Annotated in this window: 16 protein-coding genes and 1 tRNA gene; 10 read left to right on the top strand and 7 right to left on the bottom strand. The window is 75.0% G+C overall.

Translation table 11 applies throughout. The features are described from left to right. Window positions 1-103: 103 nt before the first annotated feature. Window positions 104-760 carry a hypothetical protein gene (locus F593_RS0102640; RefSeq protein ID WP_022927213.1) on the bottom strand — a complete coding sequence of 219 codons (657 nt, stop codon included), beginning with the start codon at window positions 758-760 and terminating at the stop codon, window positions 104-106. Between the two features lie 189 nt (window positions 761-949). Here F593_RS0102640 and F593_RS0102635 point away from each other — a divergent pair, with 189 nt between their 5' ends. Beyond that, window positions 950-1,867, top strand: coding sequence for a bifunctional 5,10-methylenetetrahydrofolate dehydrogenase/5,10-methenyltetrahydrofolate cyclohydrolase (locus F593_RS0102635; RefSeq protein ID WP_022927212.1), 918 nt, complete (start codon window positions 950-952; stop codon window positions 1,865-1,867). A gap of 59 nt (window positions 1,868-1,926) precedes the next feature. On the opposite strand, the gene F593_RS21910 is transcribed toward F593_RS0102635, so the two are convergent. Continuing rightward, window positions 1,927-4,230 carry an MMPL family transporter gene (locus F593_RS21910; RefSeq protein WP_022927211.1) on the bottom strand — a complete coding sequence of 768 codons (2,304 nt, stop codon included), beginning with the start codon at window positions 4,228-4,230 and terminating at the stop codon, window positions 1,927-1,929. A gap of 169 nt (window positions 4,231-4,399) precedes the next feature. Between F593_RS21910 and F593_RS21905 the strand changes: the two genes are divergently transcribed. Both F593_RS21905 and F593_RS0102620 read left to right on the top strand, forming a co-directional pair. Next, on the top strand, window positions 4,400-5,536 hold the full coding sequence (locus tag F593_RS21905; RefSeq protein WP_022927210.1) for a sensor histidine kinase: 1,137 nt from the start codon (window positions 4,400-4,402) through the stop codon (window positions 5,534-5,536). 32 nt (window positions 5,537-5,568) lie between these two features. Next, window positions 5,569-6,237: a response regulator gene (locus F593_RS0102620; protein WP_022927209.1), complete on the top strand. Its 669-nt coding sequence runs from the start codon at window positions 5,569-5,571 to the stop codon at window positions 6,235-6,237. A 170-nt stretch (window positions 6,238-6,407) separates the two neighbouring features. Here F593_RS0102620 and F593_RS0102615 read toward each other — a convergent pair whose 3' ends face one another. From F593_RS0102615 to F593_RS30200, 4 genes are read right to left on the bottom strand one after another with little or no spacing between them, the layout of a single operon-like run. Beyond that, on the bottom strand, window positions 6,408-7,631 hold the full coding sequence (locus tag F593_RS0102615) for an ABC transporter permease (RefSeq protein ID WP_028721362.1): 1,224 nt from the start codon (window positions 7,629-7,631) through the stop codon (window positions 6,408-6,410). Further along, a complete protein-coding gene (locus tag F593_RS0102610; RefSeq protein WP_022927206.1) occupies window positions 7,628-8,383 on the bottom strand; it encodes an ABC transporter ATP-binding protein in 756 nt (251 codons plus the stop codon). The genes F593_RS0102615 and F593_RS0102610 overlap by 4 nt, the downstream gene beginning before the upstream one ends. Then, the gene (locus F593_RS0102605; RefSeq protein ID WP_169449141.1) at window positions 8,380-9,459 is read right to left on the bottom strand and encodes a peptidoglycan-binding protein; all 1,080 of its coding nucleotides are present in this window, start codon (window positions 9,457-9,459) and stop codon (window positions 8,380-8,382) included. The genes F593_RS0102610 and F593_RS0102605 overlap by 4 nt, the downstream gene beginning before the upstream one ends. A 17-nt stretch (window positions 9,460-9,476) precedes the next feature. Then, the gene (locus tag F593_RS30200) at window positions 9,477-10,076 is read right to left on the bottom strand and encodes a hypothetical protein (protein ID WP_022927204.1); all 600 of its coding nucleotides are present in this window, start codon (window positions 10,074-10,076) and stop codon (window positions 9,477-9,479) included. Between the two features lie 86 nt (window positions 10,077-10,162). Here F593_RS30200 and F593_RS21900 point away from each other — a divergent pair, with 86 nt between their 5' ends. The 5 genes from F593_RS21900 (at window position 10,163) to F593_RS0102575 (ending at window position 13,402) form a co-directional block, all read left to right on the top strand. Further along, window positions 10,163-10,879, top strand: coding sequence for a response regulator transcription factor (locus tag F593_RS21900; protein WP_051160376.1), 717 nt, complete (start codon window positions 10,163-10,165; stop codon window positions 10,877-10,879). Beyond that, window positions 10,872-11,987 (top strand): ATP-binding protein, encoded by a 1,116-nt coding sequence (locus F593_RS0102590; RefSeq protein WP_022927202.1) that lies wholly within the window; start codon window positions 10,872-10,874, stop codon window positions 11,985-11,987. Before F593_RS21900 ends, F593_RS0102590 begins: the two co-directional genes overlap by 8 nt. Before the next feature lie 58 nt (window positions 11,988-12,045). Further along, window positions 12,046-12,816 carry a class I SAM-dependent methyltransferase gene (locus F593_RS0102585; protein WP_022927201.1) on the top strand — a complete coding sequence of 257 codons (771 nt, stop codon included), beginning with the start codon at window positions 12,046-12,048 and terminating at the stop codon, window positions 12,814-12,816. Window positions 12,817-13,062: 246 nt separating this feature from the next. Further along, window positions 13,063-13,284: a hypothetical protein gene (locus F593_RS0102580; RefSeq protein ID WP_022927200.1), complete on the top strand. Its 222-nt coding sequence runs from the start codon at window positions 13,063-13,065 to the stop codon at window positions 13,282-13,284. A 45-nt stretch (window positions 13,285-13,329) separates the two neighbouring features. After that, window positions 13,330-13,402 (top strand) — tRNA-Ala (locus tag F593_RS0102575). A gap of 80 nt (window positions 13,403-13,482) precedes the next feature. Here F593_RS0102575 and F593_RS29675 read toward each other — a convergent pair. Next, a complete protein-coding gene (locus F593_RS29675) occupies window positions 13,483-13,629 on the bottom strand; it encodes a hypothetical protein (protein WP_022927199.1) in 147 nt (48 codons plus the stop codon). A 129-nt stretch (window positions 13,630-13,758) separates the two neighbouring features. Here F593_RS29675 and F593_RS0102565 point away from each other — a divergent pair, with 129 nt between their 5' ends. Together F593_RS0102565 and F593_RS0102560 are read left to right on the top strand one after the other, a co-directional pair. Continuing rightward, entirely contained in the window at window positions 13,759-14,439 is a 681-nt protein-coding gene (locus tag F593_RS0102565; RefSeq protein WP_157251498.1) for a hypothetical protein, read from the top strand. Further along, window positions 14,414-15,019, top strand: a complete 606-nt coding sequence (locus F593_RS0102560) for an RES family NAD+ phosphorylase (protein ID WP_022927197.1) — start codon at window positions 14,414-14,416, stop codon at window positions 15,017-15,019. Before F593_RS0102565 ends, F593_RS0102560 begins: the two co-directional genes overlap by 26 nt. The last annotated feature ends 56 nt before the right edge of the window (window positions 15,020-15,075 follow it).

Raw genomic sequence — 15,075 nt, 5'->3', positions numbered from 1 at the left:
ACCCGGGTCGCGGGTCGACGGAGTGGTCCGGGGCCGACCCGACGGGTCGGCGGCTGCTCGGCGATCGCCGGAGAGCCGGAGGCCCGTGCGGTCTCCGCGCCCCTCAGGAGTAGGACGCCCACCCACCGCCACCGGTGCCCGGCTCCGGGAACTCCGGCAGGTGGTCGTCGGAGAAGACGACCCGGGACCGATTGGCCGCCGCCAGCACCGCGGCACCGTCGAGGTCGTAGGCCGTCTCCGGGACGCCGTGGGCGGGCCACTCGCAGACGATCGTCAGGGCGCCGTCGGCGGGCAGCGGCCACACCCAGTAGGTCTGCTCGTACCGCTCGCTCGACCCGCCGCCCCCGCCGGGGCGGAGCACGACGACGTCGTCGCCGACGGGCCGGAACGGGGGCGGCGTCAGGTTCGTCGCCTTGCGGCCGTCGGAGAGCGCCACGCCGATGCGCAGCATCTCGTCCGGGATCGCACCCGAGATCGGCTCGTGGTGGTGGGTGTAGAGCATCGGGTCCACGTCGGGCCCGTCGTCGGGCTCGTCGAGGGACGACATCACGACGACGTCGAAGGACAGGCCGTCGGCGTAGACGAAGACCGCCGAGACGGCGACCGCGACGCGCTCCGTAGCGGCGATGACCGCCTCGACCGGCACCACCCCGGGCATCTCGCCCGTCGGTCGGCCCTGCCAGCCCGGCCGCTTGTAACGCGGCTGCTTGGCGACGTGACCCAGGACCGGCGGGGGCGGCATCTCGAAGAACGACGGCATCCCGCGATCCTCCCGGGCACGGGGCCGGGGGACAAGCGGCGCCGCGCCGGTCCCGGGGGAGCGTCCCCCCGGGCATGGACGTGTCCTTCGCGGCCGACGGGCACTCCTGCTGGGTGTGGGCGCCGCCGAGCCGACGTTGCGGCCGGCGGCCACCCGGCCCCGCGGCCCCCGATGCGGCACTCTTTCCCCATGGCAGCAGACACCTCCGCGACCCCCGGCACGGGCACCACGGCGGGGACCACCGGCACGGCGCAGCTCATCGACGGCAAGGCGATCGCGGCGCGGCTGCGGGCGCAGGTGGCGGAGGAGGTCGCGGCGTTCCGGAACGAGCACGGCCACCCGCCCGGACTGGCCACGATCCTCATCGGCGACGACCCCGCCTCGCAGGTCTACGTCGGCGGCAAGCAGCGCGCGTGCGCCGAGGTCGGCATCCAGGGCTTCGACCACCGCCTGCCGGCCGACGTGTCCCGCGAGGACGTCCTGGCGCTCATCGCCGAGCTCAACGCCGACGAGCGCGTGTCGGGGATCATCTGCCAGCTGCCGGTGCCGGCGCACCTCGACGGCGTCGAGCTGGCCAACGCGGTGGCCGTGGGCAAGGACGTCGACGGCCTGACCGTCCCCTCCGCCGGCCGCCTGGCGCTCGGCATGGAGGGCCTGCGCCCGTGCACCCCGAGCGGCGTGATGCTGCTGCTGCAGGAGGTCGGCGTCGAGCTCGAGGGCCTCGAGGCGACGGTCGTCGGCCGCTCGAACCTCTTCGGCAAGCCGATGGCGCAGATGCTGCTCGCGGCCAACGCCACGGTCACGTCCTGCCACCACGAGACGGTCGACGTGCCCGGTGCGTGCCGCAGCGCCGACGTCCTCATCGTCGCCACCGGCGTCCCGGGCCTCGTGCGCGGTGACTGGATCAAGCCGGGGGCGGTGGTCATCGACGTCGGCATCACCCGCACCCCCGACGGCCTCGTCGGCGACGTCGCGCACGAGGAGGCGCTCGCCGTCGCGAGCCACCTGACGCCCGTGCCCGGCGGCGTGGGCCCGATGACGATCGCCTGCCTGCTGGAGAACACGGTGCAGGCCGCGGGGTTCCACGTGGCCGGCGGGCTGCGGTAGGGGCGGAGCCCGCGCGGGCCCGACGATGTACGTCTCGTCGGACCGTTCCGGGACGAGACCTACATCGTCCGCCTGGAGCGCGGTCGATCCACGTCTCGATCCTGCGGGGTCGTCGAGGTGTACATCGTCGTGGCCGGGGTGGCCTCACGCGGCCGTCCGTCGGCGCTGGTCGTCGCGCTCGGCGTGCGACCGCCGTCCCCGCGCCCCCGGCCGTCCGCGGAGCCCTCGCCCGCCCGCGACGGCCAGAACGCTCGCGTCCCCACCAGCGCGGTGATCGCCGGCACGAGGATCGTCGAGACCACGAGCGAGGCGAGGAGGATGCCGAACGCCATCGCGAAGCCCATCTGCTTGGCGCTCTCGTCGGACTCGAGCATCAGGGTGCCGAAGCAGGCGGCGAGGACGAGGCCCGCGGCGGCGATCGTCGGCGCGGTGCGGCGCACGGCCTCGGCGACGGCCTGGCGGGGCGAGCGGCCGGCGAGCAGCTCCTCGCGCAGGCGGTGGGTGATGAGGATGTTGTAGTCCGTGCCGAGGGCGACGACGAACAGGAACAGGACGAGCGGCAGGGTGAACGCGACGCCGCTCGCGCCGCCGATGGTCTGGAACACCAGGGTCGCGGCGCCGAGGCTGGCGGCGAACTCGAGCGCGACGGCGACCAGCAGGTACACCGGGGCCAGCGCGCTGCGGAGCACCACCACGAGGATCAGGAAGATCAGGCCCGCGGCGATCGGGAAGACGAGCTTCAGGTCCCGGTCGATGGAGTCGCTGACGTCGGCGAAGACCGCGGCGGTGCCGCCGACCAGGACCGTCGCCGACGGCGGGGTCGCGTCGCGGGCCGCCTCGCGCAGCGGTCCGCGGGCGATCGCCATGCCCTCGGCGGTCGTCGACGGCACGTCGAGGGCGACGTCGATCCGCGCGCCGCGCCCGTCCTCCGTGAGCACCGGCTCGGCGACGGTGCCGACGTCCTCCACGCCCGCCAGGCTGCGGCGCAGCGGCTGCAGCGCGGCCGGCGTCAGCGGCGCGTCCGACCGCACGTAGACCTGCTGCAGGTCGCTGGCGCCCTCGGGGAGCGAGGCCGAGATCTCGTCGGCGGTCCGCGTGGCGGCGGTGTCGGGGCCGCCCGAGCTCAGGTCGTAGTCCATCTTCGTGCCCAGGGCCGCGCCGGCGAGGGCGACGAGCAGGGCCGTCACGATCAGCGCCGTGCGGGCGGGTCGGCGGGCGATGCCGGTGCCCAGGCGTGCGGCGGGGCCGGCGGCCGGCTCCTGCCGCCACGTCTTCGACGGCCAGAACATCTTGGGTCCCGTGACCGCGGTGATGGCGGGCATGAGCGTCAGGCCGGCGGCGAGCATCACGAGCACCGCGATCGCGACGGACGGGCCGAGCACGCGGAACTGCCCGAACTCGGCGAGGCCGAGGGTGGCGAACGCGGCGACGATCGCCAGCGCCGCCGAGGCGATGACCGGGGCCACGCGCACGCCGGCGTTGGTGGCCGCCGTGCGGCGGTCGTCGCCGGCACGCAGCCGCTCCCGCACGCGGAAGAGCAGGAACAGGAAGTAGTCCACGCCGATGCCGAGCAGCACGACGGTGATGAGCTGCGGCGTGCTCTGGTCGAGCTGGAAGCCGAAGACGAGCGCGGAGCCCACGATGAGGCCCGTCGCGCCGCCGGCCACGACGAGGATCGTCAGCAGCGGCAGGATCGCCGCGAGGACGCCGCGGAGGAACAGGAACGACAGCACGAGGACGGAGCCGAAGAGCAGGCCCTGGCCGATGTAGGTGCGGACCTCGCCCGCCTTCAGGGCGTCCGTGACGGTCGCGATCCCGCCGGTCAGCCCGACCCGCAGGTCGCGCTCCGCGGCCGCGTCGCCGATCCGGTCGCGGAACTGCTCGTAGGCCTTCTGCGCGACGGGGTCCGTCGTGTTGGCCTTCCACTGCACCGCCACGAGCTGGAACCGGCCCTCGCCGGCGACGGGTCCGGCGACCGCGTCGACGACCCCGCCGGCGCGCTCGGCCGGGTCCATGCCCTCCGTCTCGCTCTTCAGGGGCTCGAGGTCGGGCTTGAACCGGCGCATCTGCCCGGTCAGCGCGGTGACCTCGGCGCGGTCTCCCCGCGTGAGCGCCGCGCCGTCCTCGCGCTTGACGAGGACGGTCACCGTGGCCGTGCCCTTCTGCACGCCGAACGCGGACTGCCCGTACTTCACGGCCTGCGCGGACTCGGAGCCCTTCGGGAGGAACTGCGCCGTGTCGTCGGTCGTGACGCTGTAGGCCTTGAAGCCTCCGAGCACGCCGAGCGCGATGCAGACGGCGAGCCAGGCGACGATCACGCGCTTGGGGCGACTGGTGGAGTAGCGGACGATGCGGGCGAGCATGGGAGACCTTGCGGGTCGGGAGTCGAGGTCCGGGGCAACCGGGCGGGGACGGGGGAAGGGGCCTCTTCATCCTGGGCCCACGGGGGCCGTTGGTCATCGGCCGCGAGGGGAGTCGTCGATCCCTCGAAAGTTGGAGGCGTCCGCGCGCCGCCGGCCGTAGGCTCGACCGATGAGATGGGTCCGTCCCACACGCGGCGATCTGCTCCTCGCCGCCGTCGTCACGCTGTTCGGCGTCGCGACCGTGCTGGGGACGGCGCCGTCGCCGGGCGTGGGCGTGCAGCACGACCCCGACGGCTGGGCCGTGCTGCTCGCGCTGCTCTCGACGGCCCCGATCGCGCTGCGCCGCAGCTCCCCGCTCGGTGTCGTACTGGTCACCGGCGTCGCGCTGGTCGTCGCGGCGGGCATCGGCTACGCGGCGGCGGCGGCGGGTCTCGGCCTCGTCTTCGCGGCCACGTCGATGGCGTACCTGACGGACCGCCGCGGCGCCGTGGCCGCCGGGGTGCTGTTCGCAGTCCTGGCCGGGGCGTCGACGGTGCTGGCCTTCCAGGGCGAGCCCGGGATGTCCGTGCAGCTCTCGACCTCGATCGTCCTCGGCGGACTGGCCGCCGCGATCGGTGACACCCTGCGCACGCTCCACGGGCGCAACCGCGAGCTCGACGCCCTGCGCGCCGTCGAGGCCCGCGAGGCCGTCGCGCAGGACCGGGTGCGGATCGCCCGCGAGGTCCACGACGTCGTCGGCCACGCCCTGGCCGGCATCGCCCTGCAGGCCCGCGCCGGCCGGCGGCTGCTGGAGCGCGACCCGCCGCGGGCCGGCGAGGCGCTGCGCGAGATCGACGAGCTCGCGACCCGAGCGCTGGGGGAGACGCGGGAGGCGATCGGCCGGATCCGCTCCGCCGACGAGCAGGCCGACCTGCGCCCGCAGCCGCGCCTGGACGACCTCGACGAGCTCGTCGGTCGGCTGCGCGAGGGCGACCTGCACGTCGACCTGGTGCGCGAGGGCGATGCGGCCGCGGTCCCCCCGCTCGTGCAGACCGCGGCGTTCCGGATCGTGCAGGAGGCGCTGAGCAACGTCGTCAAGCACGCCGGTCCGGCGCACGTGGCCGTCCGCGTGGCGGCGACCCCCGCGGAACTCGAGGTCGATGTACGTGACGACGGCCGACGCACCCCGGTCGACGACGGCCGGGGGCACGGGCTCGGCGGGATGCGCGAGCGCGCGGCGCAGTTCGGCGGCTCGCTCACCGCCGGTCCGGCTGCGGGCGGCGGCTGGCGGGTCCAGGCGCGCCTGCCGATCGCGAGGCGCGCGTGAGTACCGCGACGAGCGCCGGCGACGCCGGGCACATGATCCGCGTCCTGATCGCCGACGACCAGGCCATCGTGCGCGGCGGCTTCCGCGTGCTTCTGGAGTCCGAGCCCGACATCGAGATCGTGGGCGAGGCCGAGGACGGGATGCAGGCCGTCGCGCTCGCGCGGCGTCGCGACGCCGACGTCGTCCTCATGGACGTCCGCATGCCGCGGATGGACGGCCTCGAGGCCACGCGTGCCCTGGCCGGCCCCGACGTGCCGCCGGCCGAGCGGATCGACGTCCTCGTCGTCACGACGTTCGACCTCGACGAGTACGTGTTCGGCGCCCTGCGCGCCGGCGCCGCGGGGTTCCTCCTGAAGGACGCGCAGCCCGAGGTGCTCGTAGAGGCGCTCCGTGCGGTCGCGGGCGGTAAGGGCCTCGTCGACCCCGAGGTCACCCGGCGGCTGATCGCTCGCTTCGCCGAGATCGCCCCGGACCCCGAGCGCGGCCGTGCGCTCGAGATGCTCAGCGAGCGCGAGCGCGCCGTCCTGCTCCAGCTGGCCACGGGGCGCTCGAACGCGGAGATCGCGGCCTCGCTCCACGTGGAGGAGTCGACCGTGAAGAGCCACGTCAGCGCGGTGCTGGCCAAGCTCGGCCTGCGCAGCCGCGTGCAGGCCGTGATCCTGGCCTACGAGAGCGGGCTGGTGACGCCGGGCGGGCGTTGAGGGTGGCGGTGGGGGCCGTCGGGCGACGCCGCTGGACGCGATCAGCGCGGCGACCGCGGCGGACCTCGGGCTCCCGTTGGTGACGGGCGACGCGGAGGACATGCGCGCCCTCGTCGGGCACGTCCGCGCCCTGAGCGTGCTGTCCCACTGCGGCCGACGGCTCCCCTCCCTCACGCCGTCCGCAGCGCCACCGTCGGCGGCATCCGCGACGCCCGGACGGCCGGCACCAGCCCCGCGATCGCGCCGATGAGGAGCGCCGCGGCGATCCCGCCCGCCCACGCCTCGACGGGCACCACGACGGCCCAGCCCTTCGTGCCGGCGTAGACGACGGTTGCCGCGACCCCGGCCAGCACGCCGACGACGCCGCCGAGCAGCCCCAGCAGGGTTGCCTCGCCGAGGAACTGGGTGCGGATCTGGCCCTTCGTCGCCCCGAGCGCGCGCCGCAGGCCGATCTCCGACCGGCGCTCCAGGACGGAGATGACCATGATGTTCGCCACGCCGACGGCGCCGACGATCACGGCGACGACGCCGAGCCCGAGGAAGAGGCTGTCGAACGCCCCCGCCGCGGCGGCCCGGGCGGTCAGCGCGTCGGACGGCTGGCTCACGTTCACCTCGTTCGGTGCGAACGGGTTGGCGGTGGGGGCGAGTAGCGCCTGTGTCGCCGCCTCGCGCCCGGTGGCGGTGCGTACGTGGATCGTGCTCGGCGGGCCGGGGTGCTGCGCGCCGCGGGCGACCGCGACGTAGCCGAGGTAGCGCTCGGCCGCGGGGTAGCCGACGAGGGCGGAGCTGTCGACCTCGGGCGCGAGCGGCGAGGGCGTGAGCATGCCGACGACCGCGAACCACCGCTCGCCCAGCCAGATCCGCTGTCCGGGCCGGACGCGGTCGACGCCCAGCCGGCGCGCCGCGGCCGACCCCAGCACCGTCACCGGCACGCGGGCCGTCCCCGCGTTGAGCCAGCGGCCGTGCGCGACGGACGTGCCGAGCACGACGGGCAGGTCGAGGCTGGCGGCGCGCACCTGCAGGCCGCCGGAGTTCGCCTCGGGGACGAGGGGACTGCGGTAGACGTTCGTGTCCTTGAGGAGTCCCGTGTGCGCGGCCCGGTGGACGCCGGTCAGTCGCCCGATCCGGGCCGGCGCCTCGAGCGGCAGGCGGGCCTCGCCGCCCGTCAGGCGCTGCCCGGCCTCGACCGTCAGCAGGTTCGTCCCGAGCCGGTCGATCTCCGCCAGCAGCCCCGCCTGGGACGAGGACGACAACCCGAGGATCGCGACGATCGCCGCCGTGCCGATCGCGATCCCGAGCGCGGAGAGCGCGGCGCGCAGCGGCCGGGCGCGCAGGCCGACGCTCGCGGTCCGCACGACGTCGCGGGGGGAGAGGCGTCCGGGATGCGGCGTCATGCGGGAGCGCCGTTCGCGCGCGCGGCATCGGCAGTCGAGGTCCCCGCGGTCGGGGGCCACGCCGTGTCGTCGACCACCCGCCCGTCCAGCATCCGGATGCGGCGCGGCAGGGCGTCGGCGAGGCCCGGGTCGTGGGTAATGAGGACGATGGTGGCGCCCTCGGCGTGGAGCTCGCGCAGCAGCGCCATGATCGACGCCCCCGTGGTGCTGTCGAGGTTGCCGGTCGGTTCGTCGGCGAGCACGATCGCCGGACGTCCGACGAGGGCGCGGGCGATCGCTACGCGCTGGCGCTGGCCGCCCGAGAGCTGCGGGGGTCGGAAGCCCGCGCGGTCGGCCAGGCCGACGCGGTGCAGCGCCTCGTCGGCCCGCGCGTTGCGCTCCGTCGCCGGGACGCCGGCGTAGAGCAGCCCGTCGGCGACGTTCTCGCGCACGGTCGCGTGCTCCGCCAGGAAGAACTGCTGGAAGACGAACCCGATGGACCGTGCGCGCAGGCACGAGAGCTCGCGGTCACCCAGGCCCGCGGGGTCGATCCCGTCGATGCGGACGACGCCCGTGGTGGGCGGCTCGAGCGTGCCCATGACGTGCAGGAGCGTGGACTTGCCGGACCCCGAGGGCCCGACGATCGCCACCAGCTCGCCGCGTTGGACGGCGAAGCGGACGCCCCGCAGGGCGGGCACCGGCGAGGAGCCGGCGCGCTCCTCGCCGTACAGCTTGGTCACGCCGTCGAGCTCCAGGACGTGGTCGCCCTTCATGAGGCGGGCACCACCACGTCGTCGCCCGCCCGCAACGGCCCCCGCACCGCGACGCGCCCTCCGGTGGCGTCGAACAGGCCCAGTCGCACGGCGACGGACGCCCGCCCGCCGCCCGGACGCACCACCTCGACCGCGAAGCCGCCCCCGGGCCGTCCGACGAGCGCGGTGACGGGCACGCTCAGCGCGTCCTCCTCGCCCTCCGTCGTGATCTCCACGCCGACCGGGGCGGCGTCGAGCCCGCGGGCCTCGCGGGGGTCGTCGAGCCGCAGGAAGACGGGGATCGTGGCCTCGGCGCCCGGGTCGTCCTCCTCCGCGGTGCGCGCCACCCGGCCGATCCGGTCGACCCGGGCCGCGGCCGGACGGTTGCCCGGGAGCGTGACCTGCGCGCGGGCGCCGCGCCGGACCAGGCCCTGCTGCGCACCGGCCAGCGACGCCTGCACCTCGAGCGCGTCGGACGTCGCCTGTGCGACGGTGGCCCCCGGCCGGGCGGCGCCGCCCAGAGGGGCGCGTACCGCCGCCACGCGCACGGACCGCGGGAGGACCACCACGTCGGCGGCGTCGAGCTGCCCCGACCGGCCGAGGCCCCGCGCGCGCTGGAGGTGCCGCAGCGCCGCCGTCGTCCGCCAGGTGAAGCGGGCGTCGTCGTCGCGGCGCAGCCGCACGCCCGCGGCATGGTCATGGCCGAGTCGGCGCAGATTGCGGTTGAGCTGGCGCACGTCGCGGCCCTCGTCACCCTCCTCCAGGTCGCGATAGCCCGGGACGGTGCCGCAGAGCAGCAGCACCGGGTCGTCGTCCACCCGGTAGAGCGCCGCGCCGCAGCCGATCCGGTCGCCGACGTCGGGCAACGCGGTGTAGGTCCCGCCCGCCCGGTTGATCACGGCGTGGGGCGCGCCGTCGGGACGCGCGCGGTAGGTCAGCGTGCCGTCGAGGGCGACGCTGTCGGAGAGGCGACCCCGCGTGACCTTCGCGGTGGCGGGCGTGGGCGAGCCCGAGGCGGCCGAGGCCGTGCCATCCGGACCGGCCGCGGCCACCACACCGCCGATGCACGCGGCGATCGCGACGACGGCAGCGGTCACGGGCCAGAGCTTCCGCATCACTGGCCCTCCAGCGCGGTCGCGGCGTGCTTCTCGCACGCGTCCTGTGCCGCCTGGAACCCGGGGATCTCGAGCGCCCCGCGTCCCTTGGCCGACGGGATGCGTGTCGTGTCGATGAGCGCGCCGCCCTCGGTGGGGTCGGGGAAGTCCCGGACGCCGTTCTCGCGCATGCATCGCGCGAACGCCAGGGCGGCCTCCTGCTGCGCGGTGCCGCGCTTGCGGCCCGCGAACCCCGAGGGCTGCAGGTCCTTGCACGTGGCGATGGCCGCCTTCCACGCCGCGCTGTCGGCGTCGAGGGAGGACCCGTTGACGACGCCGTCGAGGGTCAGCTCGCCCGACGCGTCGGGGTCGGGGAAGTCCCGCACGCCGTTGTCGCGCATGCAGCCCGAGAACCGCACGGCCTTGTCACGGCCGGACGTGCTCGGGGAGCCGAAGGTGCTGCCGCCGGCGCTCGAGCCGGTCGCCGTGGCGCCGTGGCCGCCGCCGGACTCGGACGGGGTGTTCGAGCAACCGGTCCCGGTGAGGCCGATCGCGGCGGCGGCGGCGACGACGGCCAGCCGCCGACGCGCCGGATGGATGGAGGGATCGCTCGTGAGCATGCCTCCAGTGAAGGTGGGGCGGCGTCACCGGCCCGTATGCGGTTTTCCATACGGCGGCGATACGCACCGGCGTTAGCCTCGAACCCGTGCGAGTGCTGATCGTGGAGGACGAGCCGTACATGGCCGAGGCCATCCGCGATGGTCTGCGCCTCGAGGCGATCGCGTCGGACATCGCCCCCGACGGCGCCACCGCGCTGACGCTGCTGGACGTCAACGCCTACGACATCGCGGTGCTCGACCGCGACGTCCCGGCGCCGACCGGCGACGAGATCGCCCGGCGGATCGTCGCCTCCGGCAGCGGCATGCCGATCCTCATGCTCACCGCGGCGGACCGGCTCAACGACAAGGCGTCGGGCTTCGAGCTCGGCGCCGACGACTACCTGACCAAGCCGTTCGCGCTGCAGGAGCTCGTCCTCCGGATCCGGGCGCTCGACCGTCGCCGCGCGCACCACCGTCCCCCGGTGCGCGAGATCGCGGGCCTGCGGCTGGACCCGTTCCGCCGCGAGGTCTACCGCGACGGTCGATACGTCGCCCTCACCCGCAAGCAGTTCGCGGTGCTCGAGGAGCTCGTCGCGGCCGAGGGCGGCGTCGTGTCCGCCGAGGAGCTGCTGCACCGCGCGTGGGACGAGAACGCCGACCCGTTCACGAACGCCGTGCGGATCACCGTGTCGGCGTTGCGCAAGCGCCTGGGCGAGCCGTGGCTGATCGCGACGGTGCCGGGGGTGGGCTACCGGATCGACGCGCAGACCGGCGACGGGCGCGGCGCCGCCGACGCCTCGCGCGAGGAGCCCGAGCGTGGATAGGGCGCCCGGGCTGAGCGTCCGCATGAAGCTGACGTTGAGCTACGCCGGCTTCCTCGTGCTCGCGAGCGGCCTGCTGTTCGTGGTCGTGTGGGTGTCGGTCCTGCGCTACATCCCGGACGAGGTCACCTTCGGCCTACCGTGGCTGCCGCCGATCCGCTCCGACCCGTTCAACGGCTTCGGCGTGCCGGCGGCGATCGCCCTGGTGGTTCTCGTCGTCTTCGGTCTGGCGGGCGGGTGGGTGCTCGCCGGCCGGATGCTCGCCCCGCTGACCCGCATCACCGACGCCACCCGCACGGCCGCCGGGGGCTCGCTCGCCCACCGCATCGCGCTGCCGGGCCGCAACGACGAGTTCCGCGAGCTCGCCGACGCCTTCGACACCATGCTCGCTCGGCTGCAGGCCCACGTCGACGAGCAACGCCGGTTCGCCGCCAACGCCTCCCACGAGCTGCGCACCCCGCTGGCGATCACCCAAACGCTGCTCGACGTCGCGAAGGGCGACGAGCGCCGCGGCGAGGACGAGCTCGTGGACCGCCTGCACTTCGTCAACCGCCGCGCGATCGAGCTGACCGAGGCGCTCCTCGTCCTCAGCCGCGCGGACCAGCGCTCGTTCGTGCGCGAGCCCGTCGACGTCTCGCTCGTGGCGGAGGAGGCCACGGAGACCCTGCTCCCGCTCGCCGAGGAGCGCGGGATCGCGATCGAGACGACGGCGGACCCGGCCCCGACGGTCGGCTCGCCCGCGCTGCTGCTGCAGCTCGGCACGAACCTCGTCCACAACGCGATCGTCCACAACGTGGGGGAGGGCGGCACCGTGCGGGTGACGACCGCCGCGGGATCCAGCGGCGCGGGGCACCCGAACGTCACGCTGACGGTCGAGAACACCGGCGCGCCGCTCACGCAGGCCCTGGCCTCGACCCTCACCGAGCCGTTCCTCCGCGGCACCGGCCGGGTGCACACCGCGCACACCGGGGTCGGCCTGGGCCTGGCGATCGTCCGGCGGATTGCGGAGGCCCACGACGGGACGTTGATGCTGGAGCCGCGGGACGGCGGGGGGCTGCGCGTGACGGTGCGGCTGCCGGCCGGGTCCGGCACCGAGGAGGGAAGCCCGTGACCGCCGGGGGGGCAGCACGTCGTCCGTCCCGGCAACGCCACGGTCGAGGGTGGCCGGCATGAGCGCGTGGGACGGACCCTCGTACGACGCCGTCGCGATGCCCCAGACGGCGTGGGGCGAGGAGATCGTGCGACGGTTGGTCTCCGAGCTCGGCGGCGGGCGTCATGCGTCGGCGGCGGCCGTCCTGGACGCCGGCTGCGGCTCCGGGCGCGTGACGGCGACGCTGCTCGACGGCCTCCCGGACGCCACGGTCGTCGCCGGCGACCCGGCGGAGAGCATGCGCCAGCAGGCCCGCGTGCGGCTCGCCCCCTACGGCGAGCGCGTGCGGGTCGTCGACCTCGACCTCGAGGACGACGCGATGCTGGGGGTGAACGGTGGCCGCCCGTTCGACGCGGTGCTGTCCACGGGCGCGTTCCACTGGGTGCGCGACCACCGAGCGATGTACCGGCGGCTGGCCGCGGTCCTGCGACCCGGCGGTGCACTGGTGGCCCAGTGCGGCGGCGCGGGCAGCGTGGCGGAGGTCCGCGAGATCCTGGACCACCTCGGCGTTGAGTGGGCGCACCTCAACCACTACCCGAGCCCGGACGAGACGGCGGGCTGGTTGCGCGCGGCCGGCTTCCGCGACGCGTGGGTGTGGCTGACGCCGGAACCGGTCGAGCTCGGCGGGCGCGAGGCGGCCGTCGAGTATCTCCTGGCCGGCGTGCTCGCCCCCTACCTTGCGGCCCGGCGGGCCGCAGAGCAGCGCGAGATCGCGGAGGCGGTCGCCGACCGGCTCGCGGAGCCGCGCATCGACTTCGTCCGCCTCAACGTGCTCGCGCGGCGCACGTGACCACGCGACCGAGGCGGTGGTACCCCACCCGGGCCCCGCCGACGCCCAGGGCGGTCTGACCGTCCGGCCGGGTTGGCAGTCGCGGGACTGCCCGGAATACTCCGGCTGGTGAGCGACAGCCCCGGCGGATCCCTTCGTCATCGACCACGGACGCCGCTGTTGGCGGAGCTCACCCGCCGAGTCGGGCGTGAGCCAACGTTCGCAGCGCACCTCGTCGGTGGCGCTGTGGGGGCCATCCCCAGCGGGGTGCTGTCCCGCACGATCGCGGGCTGGGTGTTCGCGCCCGACGGAACGGCGTGGTGGGTGGCGCAGTCGGTGCTCTTCGGCGTGCTGCTCCTGGCCGTGCAGTACCTGGCGCTGCCGGACGGCCTGTACAAGCCCGAGTCGCTCGGCCGACCGGCACCGACCTCGGTCCTGAACTCCGTGGCTGCGGAGCGCGGAGCCCGCCGGCCGCCGGCCGACGGCTGAACGGCACGCCGACGCACCGCCCGCGCCCGCTACCCTGGGGGCCACGGGGCCTTAGCTCAGTTGGTAGAGCATCTGCTTTGCAAGCAGAGGGTCAGGGGTTCGAATCCCCTAGGCTCCATCGTGGAACGCCGGTCGACGACCGGCGTTTCGTCGTTTCGGGCCTGGAGCCGCCCGCCGCGTCTGGAGGGCTGGGTCGCCCTACCCGAATGCGCCCGTCGTGTAGGCGTAGTACATCCCGCCGAAGAAGATCGCGGCCATGACGAGCCAGAAGATCGCGCGATAGATGCGGTGGGACGTGTCGCTCGGGCCCGCCGCCTCCGCGAACACCGACATGAAGTCGCACATGTACGCAGTATCTCCCAGCGGGGCGAGGGTTCGCGCTCGGCCTGGCCTTGCCGTCCTCCAGGGTCGCGAGTACGATCGATGGACACAGGTGTCCCATGGATGGGACATCGAGCGACCAGCGGAGGGGCGATGACGGCGACACTCGAGCCCGCGCAGCGCGCGACGCTCCAACAGGTGGAGGGCGATCTGGCGCGGTGGCAGAGCACGGTCGAGGACGCCGCGGAGCAGGGGGCGAGTGACCCGGAGTTCCTCCAGCGGCTGTCGGAGTCGCTCCGGCAGGTCGTCGCGACGGCCAACGACGGGCTGATGCCGCCGTTGGACGCGGAGACGTCGAACGAGCTCCGCCGCCGGCTGCTCAGGCTGGTGACGATCGACGGTGACGACTCGCGCGCACCGCTGGACGTCGCGGACGAGGCGCTGATGGAGGCCGAGGCGGTGCGCCACATCGTGCGCGACGTCCTCGACGGCAGGCCCGCCACCGGCACCACCACGAAGGACCAGGTGGAGCAGCTGGGCGCTTGGCTCCCCCGGGTGCCGGTGACGCAGATGGCCGGGTTGCTCGGTGTCGACCGCCGTACGGTGACGCGGATGCGGGCCGACGCCGGGCCGCCCTCGGCCCGTCTCGAGCTCGTGTGGCGGCTCGTGGCGCTGCTGCACCGGAGCTGGACCGACGAGGGCGTCATGGCGTGGTTCGTGCGGCCCCGCATCGAGCTGGAGGGCCGCACGCCCCTGGAGCTGCTCGGCGACCGCAGCGCCGAGCAGGACCTCACCGACCTCGCGCGCCGTGGCCGGACCCAGCGCGCAGGCTGAGCTGCCCGGGCTCGTCGAGCACGCGCCCGCGGAGCTCATCGCCTTCCGGCAGACGGACTACGACGTGCCGTTCTGGGCGCGCGACAACAGCTTCGCGGCCCGGTGGAACGCGGCGGGCGACCCGCCCACGCAGTACTGGGCGCTGCACCCCGCCGCCGCGTGGGCCGAGTTCCTCCGGCAGGAGGAGGTCACGGACGAGGCGACGGTCACCCTCGTCCGGCGGGCGATCTGGTCCTGCCGCGTTCCCCGGGGCGCGTTCGTGGACCTGCGGGATCCGGAGACTTGCGTGTCCTACGGCGTCGAACCCGACGCGCTCACCGCCGCCGACTGGGCGCCGTGTCAGCGCCTCGCCTCGCGCCTGCGCGGGGAGGGGTGTCCGGGGATCCTGTCGCCCAGTGCGGCGCTCGAGGGGCACACGAACCTGACGATCTTCGGTGCCAAGCGGGCGATCGACTGGGGGCGTCGGCCGACGTTGCGCAGTCAGATCCCCGCGGCGGTGGTGGCAGCGGGCAGCCCGCCGGCCGGCCTCCTCCGCCGGGTCGCGCGGGTTCCGCCGCGCCATCCGGGTTCGCTCTTCTGAGTCGGCGGCGCCCGCCCCGGTACGCGCGGCACCCGTCTGCTGAGCCCGCCGCACGA

This window comes from Patulibacter americanus DSM 16676, from assembly GCF_000420025.1.
Lineage (GTDB): Bacteria > Actinomycetota > Thermoleophilia > Solirubrobacterales > Solirubrobacteraceae > Patulibacter > Patulibacter americanus.
This window is presented reverse-complemented; position numbering and strand designations above follow the sequence as displayed.